The organism is Acinetobacter psychrotolerans, assembly GCF_048552595.1.
In the GTDB taxonomy this organism is placed as follows: Bacteria; Pseudomonadota; Gammaproteobacteria; order Pseudomonadales; family Moraxellaceae; genus Acinetobacter.
Genome location: NZ_JBIMDK010000008.1, coordinates 113,005 through 129,944, shown reverse-complemented (window position 1 = coordinate 129,944; position 16,940 = coordinate 113,005). Strand labels below are relative to the sequence as shown.

The 16,940-nt window shown below is 37.8% G+C and carries 15 protein-coding genes; 7 read left to right on the top strand and 8 right to left on the bottom strand.

What is annotated here, in order from left to right; translation table 11 throughout:
- Nucleotides 1-110: 110 nt before the first annotated feature.
- The 4 genes from gyrB to dnaA all read right to left on the bottom strand — a co-directional run bounded on the left by gyrB (nt 111) and on the right by dnaA (nt 6,393).
- Nucleotides 111-2,582, bottom strand: coding sequence for a DNA topoisomerase (ATP-hydrolyzing) subunit B (gene gyrB, locus ACG94X_RS09525; RefSeq protein ID WP_419383490.1), 2,472 nt, complete (start codon nt 2,580-2,582; stop codon nt 111-113).
- Between the two features lie 52 nt (nt 2,583-2,634).
- The gene (gene recF, locus ACG94X_RS09520) at nt 2,635-3,717 is read right to left on the bottom strand and encodes a DNA replication/repair protein RecF (protein ID WP_419383489.1); all 1,083 of its coding nucleotides are present in this window, start codon (nt 3,715-3,717) and stop codon (nt 2,635-2,637) included.
- Nucleotides 3,718-3,740: 23 nt separating this feature from the next.
- On the bottom strand, nt 3,741-4,889 hold the full coding sequence (dnaN, locus tag ACG94X_RS09515; protein WP_419383488.1) for a DNA polymerase III subunit beta: 1,149 nt from the start codon (nt 4,887-4,889) through the stop codon (nt 3,741-3,743).
- A gap of 109 nt (nt 4,890-4,998) precedes the next feature.
- Nucleotides 4,999-6,393 (bottom strand): chromosomal replication initiator protein DnaA, encoded by a 1,395-nt coding sequence (dnaA, locus tag ACG94X_RS09510; protein WP_419383487.1) that lies wholly within the window; start codon nt 6,391-6,393, stop codon nt 4,999-5,001.
- A 677-nt stretch (nt 6,394-7,070) separates the two neighbouring features.
- Between dnaA and rpmH the strand changes: the two genes are divergently transcribed.
- The 6 genes from rpmH (at nt 7,071) to ACG94X_RS09480 (ending at nt 11,684) form a co-directional block, all read left to right on the top strand.
- Nucleotides 7,071-7,205 carry a 50S ribosomal protein L34 gene (gene rpmH / locus ACG94X_RS09505; RefSeq protein ID WP_419383486.1) on the top strand — a complete coding sequence of 45 codons (135 nt, stop codon included), beginning with the start codon at nt 7,071-7,073 and terminating at the stop codon, nt 7,203-7,205.
- Nucleotides 7,206-7,238: 33 nt separating this feature from the next.
- Nucleotides 7,239-7,631 carry a ribonuclease P protein component gene (rnpA, locus tag ACG94X_RS09500; RefSeq protein WP_419383485.1) on the top strand — a complete coding sequence of 131 codons (393 nt, stop codon included), beginning with the start codon at nt 7,239-7,241 and terminating at the stop codon, nt 7,629-7,631.
- A 9-nt stretch (nt 7,632-7,640) separates the two neighbouring features.
- A complete protein-coding gene (yidD, locus tag ACG94X_RS09495; RefSeq protein WP_419383484.1) occupies nt 7,641-7,961 on the top strand; it encodes a membrane protein insertion efficiency factor YidD in 321 nt (106 codons plus the stop codon).
- 5 nt (nt 7,962-7,966) lie between these two features.
- Nucleotides 7,967-9,706 (top strand): membrane protein insertase YidC, encoded by a 1,740-nt coding sequence (gene yidC / locus ACG94X_RS09490; RefSeq protein ID WP_419383483.1) that lies wholly within the window; start codon nt 7,967-7,969, stop codon nt 9,704-9,706.
- Between the two features lie 95 nt (nt 9,707-9,801).
- The gene (mnmE, locus tag ACG94X_RS09485; protein ID WP_419383482.1) at nt 9,802-11,166 is read left to right on the top strand and encodes a tRNA uridine-5-carboxymethylaminomethyl(34) synthesis GTPase MnmE; all 1,365 of its coding nucleotides are present in this window, start codon (nt 9,802-9,804) and stop codon (nt 11,164-11,166) included.
- Nucleotides 11,167-11,318: 152 nt separating this feature from the next.
- Complete coding sequence (locus ACG94X_RS09480) at nt 11,319-11,684, top strand: NirD/YgiW/YdeI family stress tolerance protein (RefSeq protein WP_419383481.1); 366 nt, start codon at nt 11,319-11,321, stop codon at nt 11,682-11,684.
- A 78-nt stretch (nt 11,685-11,762) separates the two neighbouring features.
- On the opposite strand, the gene ACG94X_RS09475 is transcribed toward ACG94X_RS09480, so the two are convergent.
- Nucleotides 11,763-12,935: an MFS transporter gene (locus tag ACG94X_RS09475; RefSeq protein ID WP_419383480.1), complete on the bottom strand. Its 1,173-nt coding sequence runs from the start codon at nt 12,933-12,935 to the stop codon at nt 11,763-11,765.
- Nucleotides 12,936-13,253: 318 nt separating this feature from the next.
- On the opposite strand from ACG94X_RS09475, the gene ACG94X_RS09470 reads away from it, so the two are divergent.
- Complete coding sequence (locus ACG94X_RS09470) at nt 13,254-13,955, top strand: DsbC family protein (RefSeq protein WP_419383479.1); 702 nt, start codon at nt 13,254-13,256, stop codon at nt 13,953-13,955.
- 90 nt (nt 13,956-14,045) lie between these two features.
- Here the strand turns inward: ACG94X_RS09470 and ACG94X_RS09465 are convergent, their stop codons facing one another.
- The 3 genes from ACG94X_RS09465 to guaD form a co-directional block, all read right to left on the bottom strand.
- On the bottom strand, nt 14,046-14,297 hold the full coding sequence (locus tag ACG94X_RS09465; RefSeq protein WP_419383478.1) for a GlsB/YeaQ/YmgE family stress response membrane protein: 252 nt from the start codon (nt 14,295-14,297) through the stop codon (nt 14,046-14,048).
- A gap of 175 nt (nt 14,298-14,472) precedes the next feature.
- Nucleotides 14,473-15,000: a hypoxanthine phosphoribosyltransferase gene (hpt, locus tag ACG94X_RS09460; RefSeq protein ID WP_419383477.1), complete on the bottom strand. Its 528-nt coding sequence runs from the start codon at nt 14,998-15,000 to the stop codon at nt 14,473-14,475.
- Nucleotides 15,001-15,241: 241 nt separating this feature from the next.
- Nucleotides 15,242-16,561, bottom strand: a complete 1,320-nt coding sequence (gene guaD, locus ACG94X_RS09455) for a guanine deaminase (RefSeq protein ID WP_419383476.1) — start codon at nt 16,559-16,561, stop codon at nt 15,242-15,244.
- Between the last annotated feature and the right edge of the window lie 379 nt (nt 16,562-16,940).

Genomic DNA, 16,940 nt, shown 5'->3' with positions numbered 1-16,940 from the left:
AGCTTAATCACTGGCTTTTTTGCACCTCAATGAAGCGATTTAACGTTATAACGAGATGTAAAAAAGGGAGTAGACCAAAATCTATTCCCTTTATATTGAATAATATTTACTTAAGCATCAATATCTGCATTTAATGCATTTTCTTCGATAAATGCACGACGTGGTTCTACATCGTCCCCCATTAAACATGCAAACATGCGATCTGCTTCAATCGCATCATCAATCGTTACTTGTAGCATATTACGGTTATCTGGATCCATTGTCGTTTCCCACAACTGATCAGCATTCATCTCCCCCAGACCTTTATAGCGCTGAATCATCATCCCACGACGTGAATCGGACAGAATATGCTGCCAAGCCTGATGGAATGTAGCAACATTAATTTTCTTGTCACCTTTTTGCAGGTAAGCACCTTCTTCAAGTAAGGTAAACCAGCTTTTCGAGTTTTGTAACAAACGCTTATACTCATTCGAAGCCAACAAACCTTGATCAAGTAAATAATGATGCGGTAAGTTATGCACATATACTGTCACACGCGGCCAGTAATGAATTACTTTTTCACCATTTGCGTGTTCTTTTTCAAATGCTTCAAGTGTAATTTCAGGACGTAAACTTGGTTGTGTTGCTTCAATTGCAATACGAAGTTGTTCAGCCCACTGTTTTACGTATGACTCTTCATGATTGTGATCTAATTTGAATGCTTCTAAACCTAACAAACCATCCAATAAACTTGCAGGATAACGCACAGTTAAACGATTTAAGCTCTTTTGAGACGTTTGATAATCAGTAATTACTTTAGCCAATGCGTCACCACGAATCGCAGGTGCATCTGCACTAATATGTAAATTCAGTTCATCAATTGCGTTTGAAATCAAGTACGTTTCTAAAGCATCATTATCTTTAAGATATTGCTCTTGCTTACCTTTTTTCAACTTATACAATGGTGGTTGTGCAATATAAATATAACCACGCTCCACAAGCTCTGGCATTTGACGGAAGAAGAAGGTCAAAAGCAAAGTACGGATATGTGAACCATCCACATCAGCATCGGTCATGATGATGATTTTGTGATAACGCAATTTATCTGGATTATATTCTTCACGACCAATACCACAACCGAGCGCCGTAATCAGCGTACCTACTTCCTGAGATGAAATCATCTTATCAAAGCGCGCACGTTCCACGTTCAGGATTTTACCTTTCAATGGAAGAATGGCTTGCATCTTGCGGTTACGTCCCTGCTTCGCAGAACCACCCGCAGAGTCACCTTCGACTAAGTATAATTCAGAAAGCGCAGGATCTTTTTCTTGGCAATCTGCTAACTTACCTGGCAATCCAGCAATATCTAACACACTTTTACGACGTGTTAATTCACGAGCTTTACGCGCAGCATCACGTGCACGTGCAGCATCAATAATTTTACCTGCAATCGATTTTGCTGCTGCAGGGTTCTCTAAAAGATATTCAGAGAACGATTTATTCATTGCTTGTTCAACAGCTGTTTTCACTTCACTTGAAACCAATTTTTCTTTGGTTTGTGAAGAGAACTTTGGATCAGGCACTTTAACAGAAACAATAGCCGTTAGACCTTCACGTGCATCATCACCCGTCACAGCGACTTTTTCTTTTTTAAGAATATTTTCACTTTCAAGATATTGGTTTAAACCACGTGTTAACGCAGCACGGAAGCCCGCTAAATGCGTACCACCATCTTTTTGTGGAATATTATTGGTAAAACAACGGACATTTTCTTGATAGCTATCATTCCATTGCAATGCAACTTCTACCGTAATGCCAGTTTCAGCAGACTCTGTCGTGAAATGAAATATATCATTCAGGTGAGTTTTACCTTGGTTGATATATTTTACAAATTCAGCCAGACCACCCTCATAATCGAATATGTGTTCAGCAGCAATACGCTCATCACGTAAAACGATACGAACACCTGCATTTAAGAATGACAATTCACGTAAACGACGTGCAAGAATATCGACATTAAAAATGGTCTGCGAGAACGTTAATTCACTCGGGTAAAAACGAACTGTAGTACCTGACTCAGTCGTTTCACCAATCTCACGTAATTTATAAACTGGATCGCCATGGCAGTATTCTTGTTCAAAAACCTTACCTGCGCGACGAATATTCAATAGCAATTTAGCGGATAAAGCATTTACAACAGAAACACCTACACCATGTAAACCACCAGATACTTTATAACTATTATCATCAAACTTACCGCCTGCATGCAAAATGGTTAAAATCACCTCTGCCGCAGATACACCTTCTTCAGGGTGAATATCGGTTGGAATACCACGTCCATTATCTGAAACACTGACTGACTCATCTTCATGAATCGTCACTAAAATCTCATCACAGTGACCTGCTAATGCTTCATCAATCGCATTATCGACAACTTCAAACACCATATGGTGTAAGCCTGAACCATCATCAGTATCACCAATATACATGCCTGGACGTTTACGAACTGCATCTAAACCACGTAATACTTTGATACTAGAGGAATCATAAGCCTTTTCAGTGGTTGGTTCTGTTTGAGAAGCTGCTTGATCTTCTGAACTCATGGTTTCTCCCTAGTGAAAAATAGGTCTATCCAAATTGGGGTAAAATCAAAAATCATGGCTGAACTGCCTGAACTTGACCTTGGTCAACATTGAATAACTGATATGAAATAGACAAATCATGTAAATGTTTTTTTACCGATTCTTGGTCTAGTGTGGTTATAAAAACTTGGCTACCCAATTGGCTCAATCGCTCAATTAAACGGTGCTGTGCAGTTAAATCTAATTCTGCTGTCACATCATCTAATAATACCACAGTTTCCTTATTACAGGCGTGTAACATAGCAATTTGTGACAGTTTCAATGCCATGATCAATAACTTTTTCTGCCCTCTAGAAAGCACTGCATCGGCATCTCCTAAAGGGGTTTTTAACCGTATATCTGCACGGTGCGGACCGTACTCTGTATAACGGCGGTCAAAGTCTTTTTGATGATATTGTATTAAATCTTGTGCTAAACCATGTTCCACATGGAACCCTGCACTATATTCCATTTGAATAGAAATATCGGGCAATAACTGGGTTAAATCTTCTTGTAAATAGATCTTCCATTGCTCGATGATTTCGACCCGTTGGGAATGTAAAATTTCACCATATTCACTCAACATTTTATTCCACGGCTCTAAATCTTGCAGACTTAAATTTCGCCGTGTTTTGAGCAAGCTATTTCTTTGTTTTAATGCACGTGAATAATATTGCCATGCATGATAAAACTCAGGTTCCACGTGAAACATTAACCAATCGAGTAATTGGCGACGAGGCTTTGCACCATGGTCAATAATATCTGTACTTAACGGATCAATCAGTTGAAGCGGTAGAATCTTAGCAAGCTGCCCTTGAGTCGCAACGGTATCTCCATTGACTTTAATCAGTTGTTCGCCGCTTTGTAATTTTTGCATACCAATTTTTTCTGTGGCTGATTGAGCAAACACCACAGCATCACTGCTATCATTTTGAATATAATGTTTTGGAATATGAGTGCGAAAGGAACGCCCTGTCGCGAGCAAATGAATTGCTTCTAGTATTGATGTTTTACCAGAACCATTTTGCCCATAAAAAACATTAAACGGTTGCAAGCCTTGCAGCGCAACCGTTTTTATATTTCGAACACGTTGTATATTTAAACGCGTAATATGCATAATTTTAAGTGATTCTAGATCAATTACACACGCATTGGCATAACAACATAGGTTTGATCTTTTTGTAATGGATCTTGCACTAATACAGACTGATTTGCCTCAGTCATCGTCATCGCAACATCATCGCCATCTAAAACACTTAAAACTTCTAAAATATATTGTGCATTAAAAGACATTTCCATCGCTGTATTTGCATATTGAATAGCTAAATCTTCAACAGCTTCATCTTGCTCTGGGTTATTGGCACGAAGTTGTAATGAGTCTGTATCAAAATTTAAGAATACACCGCGTAATTTTTCATTACTTAGGATCGCGACACGCTGTAAAGATTGTTTAAATACGTCATGTGGAATCGTAACAATTTTATCACCACCACGCGGAATCACACGGCGATAATCAGGGAATTTACCATCAATCAATTTAGTGGTAAAACGAACTGTGATCGTGCCTTGTTCTTTATCACGACTTGGACTGTTGATGGTCACATTTAACAATTCACGACCAATTAGCAAAGTAAGTTGCTCATCTTCAATACTTAAAAGGCGCTGTAATTCACCTACTGCTTTACGTGGAACAATTGCTTGAACCAATTGCAATGCATTTGAAGAAGCTAAAGTTTCGCACAGTGCCAAACGGTGACCATCTGTGGTTACTGCACGTAGCTGATTTTCATCAATTTCAAGTAATGTACCCGTTAAGTAAAAACGTACATCTTGAACAGCCATTGCAAATGAAGTTTTTTCAAATAAGCGTTTGAGCTCACGTTCAGTCACTTGAACTTGCGTACCCTGACTGTTTTCATTGGTCAATAATGGGTAATCTTCTGCAGGTAATGTACCCAATACAAAGCGACTGTTGCCTGATTTTAAAATACAACGCTGATCTTCTGTAATTTGTAAATCAATCAAAGCAGCAGCAGGTAACGATTTACAAATATCCATTAATTTACGGGCAGGAACAGTGGTTTCACCGGCTTGTAAACAAGCACCTTCTGCCAAAGTTGTACTCGCAACAAGTTCCACTTCCAAATCGGAACCAGTGATCGTAAGCGATTGATTCGTTGTTTGAATTTTAACGTTCGAAAGAATGTTTAATGTATGACGACGTTCAACTGCTCCAACCACATGGGATAAAACATTGACTAAACTTTCTTTCGCGATCTTCAAACGCACGGTGGAATTCCTCTAACAAAATTTGACTGAAATATAGATAATAAATTTTTTTAATGACCTACTATGCGGCAGATTATACCGCATTGCAAGTGCAGAATTTGTTCAAAATTTAGCTTTGTAACAAACGCATGAGGTTCTTATAATCCTCATTAAAAATAGGGTCTTCATCACGTAAACTAAGTACTTTTTCGCATGCATGCATCACTGTACTGTGGTCACGACCACCAAATGCCATCCCAATCTCAGGGAAACTGTCTCCAGTGAGTTCACGTGCCAAACCCATTGCCAATTGGCGTGGGCGGGCATAAATACGCGTCCGTTTAGGACCAACCAATTCTTTGAGAGGAATACGGAAATACTCACTCACAACACGCTGAATATTTTCGGTACTGATGGTACGAGCACGAATAGCCAATACATCTTTCAATGATTCACGAACAACGTCTAAATCAATTGCAGAACCTTTAAAACGAGAAATAGCGACAACCTTATTCAACGCACCTTCTAACTCACGTACGTTTGCCACCACTTGTTGTGCAATAAATAATGCACAATTACGAGGTAAATCTATGCCACTACTTTCCGCTTTTTTTAGCAAAATTTCGATACGGGTTTCAATATCTGGAGGTTCAACACCGACAGATAATCCCCAAGAAAAACGTGAAACCAACCGTGGGTCGAGTTCAGTCAATTCTTTCGGATAACGGTCAGACGTTAAAATAATTTGCTTAGATTCATCCAATAAAGCATTGAATGTATAGAAAAATTCAACAAGACTAGCTTCTTTTCCTGCCAATAAGTGAATATCATCAACCAATAACAAATCTAATGAACGGCAATTCTTTTTAAATTCTTCAACCTTGCCTTTTTGTAAAGAACTCACAAAATCTTGAACAAAACTTTCTGCTGTCATATACATAACCCGTGCATTTGGCTTTGCTTGCAATAAAGCATTGCCCACGGCTTGCATTAAATGGGTTTTACCGAGACCTGTAGGTCCATATAAAAATAAAGGATTGTGTTGTGATTCACCCAATTGGGTTAATACCTTACGACACGTTTCCGCTGCCATTTGATTAGAACGACCTTCCACAAATAAAGCAAAGTTAAATAATGGATTCAGTTGGCGCTTTTTCGTATTTTTTGCTGGAACAACTTCAAAATCTTTTTCTTTCTTTGCTCTGAACGGTGCAGCAGATTGCGTTGTTGAGCTCTCTAAAGCTGCTGTCGTTGTCGCAGGTTGTTCAGAAGCCGAAAGGATTGCACCCGGTCGTGAATCTACCAATATTTCCACTTTACGAATACGACCTTCTGATAACTGTTCAGCAAGAATAGTAATCAGTTCTAAATGATGCTCTTGAATATATCGAGTCCAATATGGATTAGGTGCATAAAGTTTTAAAGTGTCTGCGACTTCTTCTGCAACCAACGGACGAATCCACATGGCAAAGACATTATCAGAGAGCTCTTGTCGCAAGCGAGTTAAGCAGTCCGTCCAAAGCATGTGAAACCCCTTCATTCCATTTAAATTCAAAAACCCATCCCCACAATCAAGGGGGTCGCCATTCTAACCAAGTTATCCACATCTGTCATGAGTAATTCGATCAAAGTTGCTCAAAAAAACAACCTTCCGTAAATAAATTCAAATTTAAAGTATTTGTGGATAAGGTTTTCCACAAGCTGTGGATAAAATATAGCATAAACTTATCCACAATCCACAAAGGTAATAAAAACAACAATACCCACAACATAAAACATTGTTATTTTTTAATAAAAGTGGCTTATCCACAGAAAAACACGTCCCTAATAATAATAAATTCAAATTTAAATTTAAAATTTATTTATTAGAAGCTCAGGTTTTGTGGATAACTACCGATATATGAATTTAAATTCAAAACAGCATGATTTTAAATTTAAAATACAGAATTTGAATTCAAATTTAATTAAGGTTATGGATAACTTTGCGGATAGGCTTGTTGGTAACTCTTATTCATTCTATAAAATAATGAGTTATGTTGTGAATATATTTTTCAATTATTTATATCAATTAAATCAACAAATAATATTGTGTGATTAAAAATAGAACAGCCATGAAAAGAAAAGAGGGTATTCATTGACAGCGTAAAGAATGCACAATATAATCGCGAACCTTTACAGAAAGATCATTATTGGAGTTTCAATATGAAACGTACATTCCAACCATCTGAATTAAAGCGCAAGCGCGTTCATGGTTTCCGTGCTCGTATGGCAACTAAAGCAGGTCGTCACGTTTTAGCTCGTCGTCGTGCAAAAGGTCGTCAAAGTTTGACTGTTTAATTTATTAAACAGTTGATAGACGACTTGGGTGTTATGTCTCTTTATAATTTCAGTCCAGAGGTGAGAATCCGCTGTGCTGCAGATTACAAAGGAGTATTTGATGGTGCGCTTTTTAAAGTGCATCAACCCCATTTTATATTCTTAGCAAAATTCACCGAACAGCCTCAAAGCCGTTTGGGTATAGTTGTTGCAAAGAAAAAAGTGCGCCGTGCACATGAAAGAAATCGAATAAAACGTTTAGCACGTGAAAGTTTTCGCTTAAATCAACAGCAAATTGATCTGTTGGATATTGTCGTAATGCCTAAAATAGGTATAGAGGCTATCCCAAATGCTGAATTACATCAGCAATTACAATTTGCATGGCAAAAATTGCAACGTCTTGTGAAAAAGCACTCAAAAACAATCAGCCCTTCCCCTCAAAAATAGAGGATACCAATGATTCGTTTATTGCATTGGTTGATTCGTTTCTATCAAATTGCGATTAGTCCACTCATTGGACCTCGTTGTCGTTACTTTCCGACTTGTTCTCAATATTCGTTAGAAGCAATCCATACATATGGTGCATTAAAAGGCTCATGGTTAGCCACGAAACGTCTGTGTCGTTGTCATCCTTGGGGTGGACATGGTTATGATCCTGTGCCAAAAAAAACAATTCGTTTTATTTCATTTCAGCAAATAGATTCTCAAACGCTTCATGTTCCTGTACCCTTGCGTGAACGTTTTTTGAACCAAAAACACTCTAACCATTTGGGGTAATAGATATGCAACAATGGGCCAGGTTTGCGATCCTAGGGGCCATGTTAGTCACCGCATATTTGCTCATTTTGGCTTGGCAAAAAGACTATGGTCAGGGCGATACAACAAAAGCTGTTACTCAGCAAGCCGTTGTAGCGCATGATGTGTCTGCCGATTTGCCAAAAGGTCAAGCAACTGCGGCTGCTAGCGATGTTCCGCAAGCGAATATAGCTGCTACACAACAGAAACCAGCTGTACCAGCCAAAGCAAATCAACAACTGATTTCAGTACAAACTGACCTTTATCATCTTTGGATTAGTCCTAAAGGCGGTGATATTGTGCGTATTGAATTACTCAACCATGACGAAAGCAAAGACAGTGATCAGCCTTTTGTTATGCTTGAAAGTGATGCAAAACGTACTTATGTTGCGCAATCTGGTCTGATTGGTCTCAATGGTCCAGACAGTAATCCAGAACGCCCGAATTATGCGTTTGAAAAACCAACCTATACCATCGCAGATGCGAAAGATGTAAAAGATAAGGACGGTAAAACAACTAAAGTTTTATCTGTACCAATGGTGTATAAGACTGCCGCTGGCGTTGAAATCATTAAAACTTTTACGATTAAGCAAGGCGCGTACCCAATTGACGTGAGCTATCAGGTTGTTAACCGTAGTGCACAAAATTGGCAAGGTCAGATGTTTGGTCAGTTGAAGCGTGATAATTCTGACGATCCAGGTAAGTCATCTCAAGGTATCTTTACTTTAGGTACATTCCTTGGGGGAGCTTGGGGCACGCCAGAAGAACATTATAATAAGTTAAAGTTTGATAACTTTAATGAAGAAAAACTCAATGCCAGTGCAAAAGGCGGTTGGGTGGCAATGGTTCAGCATTACTTTGTAAGTGCTTGGATTCCAGGTCATTTTGGTGGTCAAGAATACGTTGCTAAATTGGAATCTCGTAAATCTGCAGATGGTATGAATATCATTGGATTTACTTCTCCAACGATTGATGTGCCTGCTGGTAAAGCAATGAGCATTGATGCGACATTCTATGCAGGTCCAAAAGTTCAATCTGAATTGAAAGATTTGGCAGTCGGTTTAAATCAAACTGTAGATTACGGTTGGTTATGGCCAATTGCGAAATTATTATTCGTTGGCTTACAGTTCTTCCATGGCATCGTGGGTAACTGGGGCTGGTCAATTATTTTATTGACTGTGTTGGTGAAACTGATTCTTTGGCCATTGTCATCTAAGAGCTATCGCTCTATGGCGAAAATGCGTGTGATTGCACCTGAAATGCAACGCATGAAAGAAGAGTTTGGTGAAGACCGCATGCGTTTCTCTCAAGAAATGATGGCGCTTTACAAACGTGAACAGGTGAATCCACTTTCGGGTTGTTTACCATTGATTCTACAAATGCCGATCTTCCTTGCGTTGTATTGGGTGTTGATGGAGTCTGTAGAACTTCGTCATGCGCCTTGGATGCTTTGGATTCAGGATTTGTCAGCAATGGATCCTTGGTTTATCTTGCCGTTGATCATGGGTGTAACGATGTTTGTTCAACAAAGTTTGAACCCACAGCCTACAGATCCAATGCAAGCGAAAGTCTTCAAAATCATGCCGATCATGTTTACAGTATTTATGCTGTTCTTCCCTTCTGGTTTGGTTTTATACTGGATTGTGAATAACTCGATTACGATTTTGCAGCAATGGTTTATCAATAAAAATGTTGAAAAAGCCAAACTGAGTAAAGATATTGCTTAAATGATTTAATCATTATTAAGCAAGAGCTGAAAAAATCCGCTTGAGATGCTAATCTTAGGCGGATTTTTTTATTGTCAAAATTTGAGTAGATTTAGATGACCAACACTGTAAACCAAACCACGATTGCAGCAATTGCGACGCCACCTGGACGTGGTGGTGTAGGAGTGATTCGTTTATCTGGTCCAAAAGCTTATGCAATTGCACAAACCTTGACTCAAAAAGATCTACCTCAAGCACGTTTTGCAGGTTTTCGTCAGTTTTTTGATGAAAAAGGCGAAGTGATGGATGAAGGTTTGGCGATTTGTTTTCCAAATCCTCACTCATTTACAGGCGAAGATGTTGTCGAGTTACAAGGACATGGTGGCCCTGTTATTCAAAATGCTTTGCTTGCACGTTTGTTGGAATTAGGTGCAATCGCTGCTAAAGCGGGTGAATTTTCCATGCGAGCCTTTGAGAATGGCAAGATGGATTTGGTTCAAGCCGAAGCGATTGCCGATTTGATTGATGCCACATCTCAAGCCGCGGCACGTTCGGCTGTACGTTCATTGCAAGGTGCATTTTCAAACAAAGTAAATACGGTATTAGCAGAATTAATTCATCTGCGTTTGCATGTGGAAGCAGCAATTGATTTTCCAGAAGAAGAAATCGATTTTTTGGCAGATGGCAAAATTCTGAATTTACTTGAAGGTGTTCAAGCCTCTGTAACAGCTGTTCAACAATCTGCACGCCAAGGACAATTACTGCGTGAAGGTTTGCAAGTTGTGATTGCAGGAAAGCCTAATGCGGGCAAGTCATCATTATTGAATGCTTTAGCAGGAAATGATCGTGCGATTGTGACGGATATTGCGGGAACGACACGTGATGTTTTACATGAAAAAATTACTTTAAATGGTTTACCTATCACTCTGACAGATACCGCAGGTTTGCGTGAAACAGGTGATGTGGTGGAAAAAGAAGGCATCCGTCGCGCCATTAAGGAAATTGAACAAGCCGATTTATTATTGTTGGTTTATGACTTAAGCCAAGGAGAAAATCCTTTAGAGCTTGCAAAGCACTATTTTGCAGACCACATTGAACCTAAACGTTTAATGTTGATTGGTAATAAGTGTGATTTGACGGATCAAAAAATTGAATTAAGCGAGTTTACGGGATTTAGACATATCACCGTTTCTGCGAAACAAGAAATGGGTGTACAAGCGCTTATAGAAGCGATTACAGCGCATGCAGGCTTCCAACCTGAAGAAGATACCTTTATTGCACGTACACGCCATTTAGATGCAATGAAGCGTACTCAACAGTATCTTGCAGAAGCACATGAGCAACTTGTGGTGTACCAAGCAGGTGAATTGGTGGCTGAGTCATTACGTTTAGCACAAAATGCTTTGGGTGAAATTACTGGTGACTTTAGTGCAGACGATCTTCTAGGTGTGATTTTTGGATCGTTTTGTATTGGAAAGTAAAAGATTTGTTGCATTAAGTCGTTATTCTAAAGCTGATATTTGTCAGCTTTTTCTATAGAAAAGTTATTGTTTTGTAAAATGATTTTACATTGCTTATTGGTCTGTTTAATCTAAATACTTAAGTCATATAAGTAAAATTAGGTGAGCAAATTATGAAAAAATATCCTCTCGTTGTTTCTGCAATTTTAATGGCTGCGACTGCGAATGTGTGGGCTGGTCATGATGATGACCAACGTATTATTGATGCTGCTGCAAAGCATCAAGTGACGGCTGCTCAAGCGGCTAAAGCAAAAGATGAAACTGCAGTGACATTAACGGGAACGATTGTCCGTCAAATTAAGCATGAACATTATGAGCTACAAGATGCTTCAGGAAAAATTGGTATTGAAGTTGATGATGATATCGCCAATGCAAAGCATTTAAAAGTAGGCACTAAAGTGAAAGTCATGGGTGAAGTCGATACGCATCGCTATAAACCGACAGATGTTGAAGTGGTTAAAATTGAAATTATTAAGTAATTAATTCTGATCAATTATGTGTTTTGGTCAGTCATGTATTTTCAGAAAATGTAGGAGTTTAGCTCCTACATTTTTTATTTAAGCATATTTTATTTTTAAGTGATTTATCAATAAATAAATACACAATATTCCCACACCTACGCAGAAACCTAGAACACCTGCCATTAAACCAAAATGATCAGATAAATATCCTGCGACGATAATCGGTACAATTGTGCCAAAATAAGCAATAAACAAATAGGTGGAAATAACTGCTGCGCGATTTTCTATATTGGTCATGTGATGTACCAATGCAAATGCGCCGAGTAGACTTAAACCGTGCCCCATTCCCACACAAATGACACTAATAAAAAATAGAGCACTCCAGTGCATGATCATACAGATGGATAAAATCACATAGCTAGAAATTAATAAAATTAATCCTAAATTCAATGCTTTGTACATATCTATCGATTTAGCAATAAATTGAACCAATGCTGAAACCAGTAAAATACTAGCAATCGTTGCACCACTGATCAAAGGTCCATGCCAAGGAATGATATTTTTGATAAAAGATGGTGCTAAAGAAGCAAATAAACTGAACGAACCAAATGCACAAAATGCAGTAAAACTGGCGATATAAAATAGTTTTTTAAATTGTATCTCTGGAAGCTCTAAATGAGGTGCAACGGAGAAAGGTTGTCTGTCAAAATTTAAAGATTTAATGCTAAATAAACTGAGTAAACTCAAAATGGCAGCAGCGATCACAGGTAAATAAGGAGTGATTAATGGATCATCAGAAAATTGTGCAATTGCGCCACCAATAAAAGGGCCTAAACCGAAACCCAAAACAGTAATAATCGAACTGAGTTGAGCCGCATTCTGTTTATGAGAGTCTGGAATGGTATAAATTAGACCTAACATTGCAGAAGTGCTAATCAGACCTGATGCAATACCAATAATAAATCGTCCAAAACCTAAAAAATAACTGTTTGATGCAAAAACAGAAAGTGTTAATCCAATTACAGCAAAGAAGAGTCCTGTTTGTAGGGTACGAATGAAACCAAAACTATTACTGCTGCGTCCTAAAAATAAAAGCGTGGTCAAACAGCCAAACATATACGCTACAAAAATATAGGTAATATGGCTAGGGAGTAGCTGCCAAAGCTGTTGGTAAATTGGATATAAAGGACTGGCGAGAGCCGTACCAATTGTTCCAATGCACAAGGCAAGGCTTACCAAAATAAATGGACGCCATGATTGCAGATTCATAGAAATAAGCTGTATTCGAAGATGGTTTTGCAAAACAAGAAATGTCAAACCTGATGATCATAGGTTAGACATAGGAGATTTTAGATATATTGATTAGATTAAAACTTATACAATCTAGGGTCAATAAAAATTTAAGGAAATTAAAATAATATAATGAGATGCAAAAATGGCTGATTTTGTATTTAAAGTCGTTAATGAAGTGGTTTGATGTTGAATTTAGTTCCACGTGAAACGCATAGCGCAACAACAGTTTTTAAACAAGTATATTGATAAATTGTGCTTTAATAGATTAGATTATTTTTTTACTTTTATGTCTATATGTTAAAACAATTCTTTATTTTAAGTTTAAGTCTAGCATTTTGTAGTACTAGTTTTGCGAATATTGAAACGGTAAAAAGCAAATTGGCGCAACAATATCCGAATGTCAAAATTGATAATTTACAAACTACCGAAATGGTTGGTTTATATAGTGGTACTTTAGAAAACCAAGTTATTTATGTAAATGAAGAGGCGCAACATTTATTTATTGGCTCGATGATTCGTTTAAAAGATCAGAAAAATTTAACCAAAGATTTAGCCTTAAAACAAAACACTGTAGATTTTAAAAGTCTGCCTTTAAATGATGCAGTTAAGTCCGTAAGGGGGAATGGTAAGCGACAGCTTGCCATTTTTTCTGACCCAAATTGCCCATATTGCAAGACTCTTGAAGGGAATCTAGCACAGCTCAATGATGTCACGATTTATACTTTTATTTATCCAATTAAAACCCAATCGATTATTGCTTCCAAGCAAGTGTGGTGTTCTGCAAATAAAGATTATGCTTGGAAAAGTTTGATTCAAAATGGAGTCAAGCCAACAGCAGCAGCCAATTGTGAAACACCCATTGAGCGTAATTTAGAATTAGGAAAAAAATTAGGTTTACACGGTACACCAGCAATTATTTTCTCGAATGGTTATAAGGTCATGGGTGCCTACCCTGCCGCAGAAATTGAGAAAATTTGGCAACAGTTTGGTTTATAGATGTGACAGAAATATAAAGTGCTAATCTCAAGCATATAAAAAAGCACCGAACTCCGGTGCTTTTAAAATATTTGAACATTGGATTTAGAATTAAACTCTTTTAGCGATCATGTTGTAAATAAACAAAACGATAATTGCACCAATCACAGATGCGATAAATCCTGCGGATGCACCTTTTGGATACAAGCCGAGTAATTGTCCGCCGTAGGTCGCAACCAATGAGCCAACGATCCCCAGTGCAACTGTTACTATGAAGCCTGATTTATCATTACCTGGGTGAATTGCACGTGCAATTAAACCTGCAAAAAAACCAATAATGATTGCACCTATAAGTGACATCATATTCTCTCTCCTTGTTCTTATCTTATCTAGCATTTAAGGCATTAAATCTATCTTATATTTCAATATTTTTATTCTGAGTTAAAGCATCTCTTTGCTACAAGTTGTTGCATTTTTGTGCATTAAAAAAGCGACCGAAGTCGCTTAAAAAATATTACAGTCTTTCGGCATTTTTGGCTTACAAACCAATTTCACCAATAAAAGGAATATGACGATATTTTTGATCGTAGTCTAAGCCATAGCCGACAATAAATTTATCTTCAACTTCAAAACCTAAAAATTTTACATCTAAGTCAATTTCACGGCGCGAAGGCTTGCTGATTAAAGTACATAATTCAATTGAATTCGGTTGGCGTGTGCTTAAAATTTCTAAAACTTTGCTTAACGTGTTTCCAGAGTCGATAATATCTTCAATAATTAAGACATCTTTACCATGAATTTCGCCATCTAAATCTTTTAAGATTTTGACATCACGTGTAGATGTTATTCCGCCGCCATAGCTCGATACCGTCATGAAATCGAGCTCATGTTCTTTGCGAATTGCACGGCATAAATCTGCCATAAAAATGACTGAACCTCGTAATAAACCGATTAATACCAGCTCTTTGTCGCTATTGGCATAATGCGCGTCAATTTTTTTACCAAGTTCTTGAACTTTTGCATGAATTTCTTCCGCAGAAATCATCACTTTCATTTCAACAGTCATGGGAAATACCTAAAACTAAAATATCAAATTTCACAAATTAAAAAAGGTGTTGACGAGCAACACCTATAAAGTTAAATCAATTTTAAAACATATCAGACCAAGATGCATCTTTTTTGACATTAGAAAATGTAAAAGGTCTCTATTTTAATGTGCATCACGTTTTAATAGTAATGCACAAACCACAAATACAGTGCCCATCAAAATCAGTTTTTTCTTTGATTTTTTAGGCTTTGGGTTTGATTCAGAGGGTCTGCTCATAGACTTTATTCCCATAAATATAGGTGGCTTGAATATTGCGATCATCCCCCATCGTGAATAAAGCAAAAAGGGCATCTTCAATATTTTTAGTACGCTCTTGACGCAATTGTTGTAAAGCTGTGGCTTTCAGATTCAACACGATAAAATCGGCTTCTTTTCCAATATTAAAATTGCCCAATTTATCATCTAGATCTAAGGCTTTTGCACCACCAATCGTTGCGTGATACAGCGATTCAAATGCAGAGAGTTTATCCCCCTGTAATTGTTGGACTTTATACGCTTCATTTAATGTCTGTAAATGACAGAAGGATGTGCCTGCGCCAATGTCTGTTCCTAAACCTACTTTGACCTGTTTTTCCCACGTTTTATTTAATGGAAACAAACCGCTGCCTAGAAATAAGTTAGAGGTTGGGCAGAAAGCAATTGCAGAATTTGTATCGTGCATGCAATCCCATTCATGATCTTCCAAATGTACGCAATGCGCAAAAACAGAACGTTGCCCTGTTAAACCATAATGATGATAGACATCCAAATAGCCATTTTGCTCTGGGTATAATTCTTTTACCCATGCAATTTCATTTTTATTTTCACTCAAATGTGTATGCACATAGACATCTGGATATTCGGCTTTTAACTGCCCTGCTTTCTGCAGTTGTTCAGGTGTTGAGGTGGGCGCAAATCGTGGTGTAATGGCATACAGGTTACGCCCTTTGCCATGCCATTTTTCAATCAATGCTTTAGAGTCATTATAGGCACTCTGAGCCGTATCTGTCAGGGCTTCAGGTGCATGACGATCCATCATTACTTTGCCTGCAATGAGGCGCATTTGTAGCTGTTCTGCGGCTTCAAATAAAGCATCTACAGATTGAGGATGTACCGTACAGAATACCAACGCCGTGGTCGTACCATTTCTGAGTAATTCATTCACAAAAAACTGTGCAATTTTGTCCGCATAGCTTTTATCAGCAAATTGCATTTCAGTTGGAAAAGTATAGGTATTTAACCATTCCAATAATTGTTCACCATAAGCACCGACCATTTCTGTTTGTGGGAAATGGATATGGGTGTCAATAAAGCCTGGAACAATGAGCTGCTCAGGATAATGATTCACTTGAATATTGTCTGTGAGTTGCGTCTGTCCTTCTAACCATGAACCAAACCAAGTGATTTTTCCATTTTCAGAAATGAGCAAACCATCTTCGATATAACGAGTATGCTCTGGAATTTGAGCAGCTTGGGAGACAGTGTTTTGAATATCGAGAAAGCGACCACGAATCGCCATTTTCTGGGTAACAGAAGTCATGTAAAACCTATGATTTATACTTTTTTCAGTTGATTGTAGCTGAATTATGCAAAATGGTCTGAATTATTGTCAGATTAACGATGTTTGTAACCACAGTGGCATGGATGCTTTGTGTGCTACTAGTCATTCGTTACCTAAAGCATTCTTTAATGTGGGTGTCTCTATTAACTCATCCGTTTAAATAAGATTTTTGAACAAGTAAATGAGGTCAATGATGGGGCATGTTCATTAACAAATACGGATCAACTCGTTGTAAAAAGTCCAATTTTCAACTTGGGTCTTTTTCTTTATTAGGTAAAAGTTAGTCAATATTTTGAATAAAAATGATAAATATTGAGTAAATTCTATTTTCCATTTATTTAACTTAACAGATTATTTA

What these genes read in the sequence shown, in the direction of transcription:
- gyrB (WP_419383490.1), bottom strand. Translation starts at nt 2,582, where the DNA reads ATGAGTTCAGAAGATCAAGCAGCTTCTCAAACAGAACCAACCACTGAA.
- recF (WP_419383489.1), bottom strand. Translation starts at nt 3,717, where the DNA reads ATGCATATTACGCGTTTAAATATACAACGTGTTCGAAATATAAAAACG.
- dnaA (WP_419383487.1), bottom strand. Translation starts at nt 6,393, where the DNA reads ATGCTTTGGACGGACTGCTTAACTCGCTTGCGACAAGAGCTCTCTGAT.
- rpmH (WP_419383486.1), top strand. Translation starts at nt 7,071, where the DNA reads ATGAAACGTACATTCCAACCATCTGAATTAAAGCGCAAGCGCGTTCAT.
- rnpA (WP_419383485.1), top strand. Translation starts at nt 7,239, where the DNA reads ATGTCTCTTTATAATTTCAGTCCAGAGGTGAGAATCCGCTGTGCTGCA.
- yidD (WP_419383484.1), top strand. Translation starts at nt 7,641, where the DNA reads ATGATTCGTTTATTGCATTGGTTGATTCGTTTCTATCAAATTGCGATT.
- yidC (WP_419383483.1), top strand. Translation starts at nt 7,967, where the DNA reads ATGCAACAATGGGCCAGGTTTGCGATCCTAGGGGCCATGTTAGTCACC.
- mnmE (WP_419383482.1), top strand. Translation starts at nt 9,802, where the DNA reads ATGACCAACACTGTAAACCAAACCACGATTGCAGCAATTGCGACGCCA.
- ACG94X_RS09480 (WP_419383481.1), top strand. Translation starts at nt 11,319, where the DNA reads ATGAAAAAATATCCTCTCGTTGTTTCTGCAATTTTAATGGCTGCGACT.
- ACG94X_RS09475 (WP_419383480.1), bottom strand. Translation starts at nt 12,935, where the DNA reads ATGAATCTGCAATCATGGCGTCCATTTATTTTGGTAAGCCTTGCCTTG.
- ACG94X_RS09470 (WP_419383479.1), top strand. Translation starts at nt 13,254, where the DNA reads ATGTTAAAACAATTCTTTATTTTAAGTTTAAGTCTAGCATTTTGTAGT.
- ACG94X_RS09465 (WP_419383478.1), bottom strand. Translation starts at nt 14,297, where the DNA reads ATGATGTCACTTATAGGTGCAATCATTATTGGTTTTTTTGCAGGTTTA.
- hpt (WP_419383477.1), bottom strand. Translation starts at nt 15,000, where the DNA reads ATGACTGTTGAAATGAAAGTGATGATTTCTGCGGAAGAAATTCATGCA.
- guaD (WP_419383476.1), bottom strand. Translation starts at nt 16,561, where the DNA reads ATGACTTCTGTTACCCAGAAAATGGCGATTCGTGGTCGCTTTCTCGAT.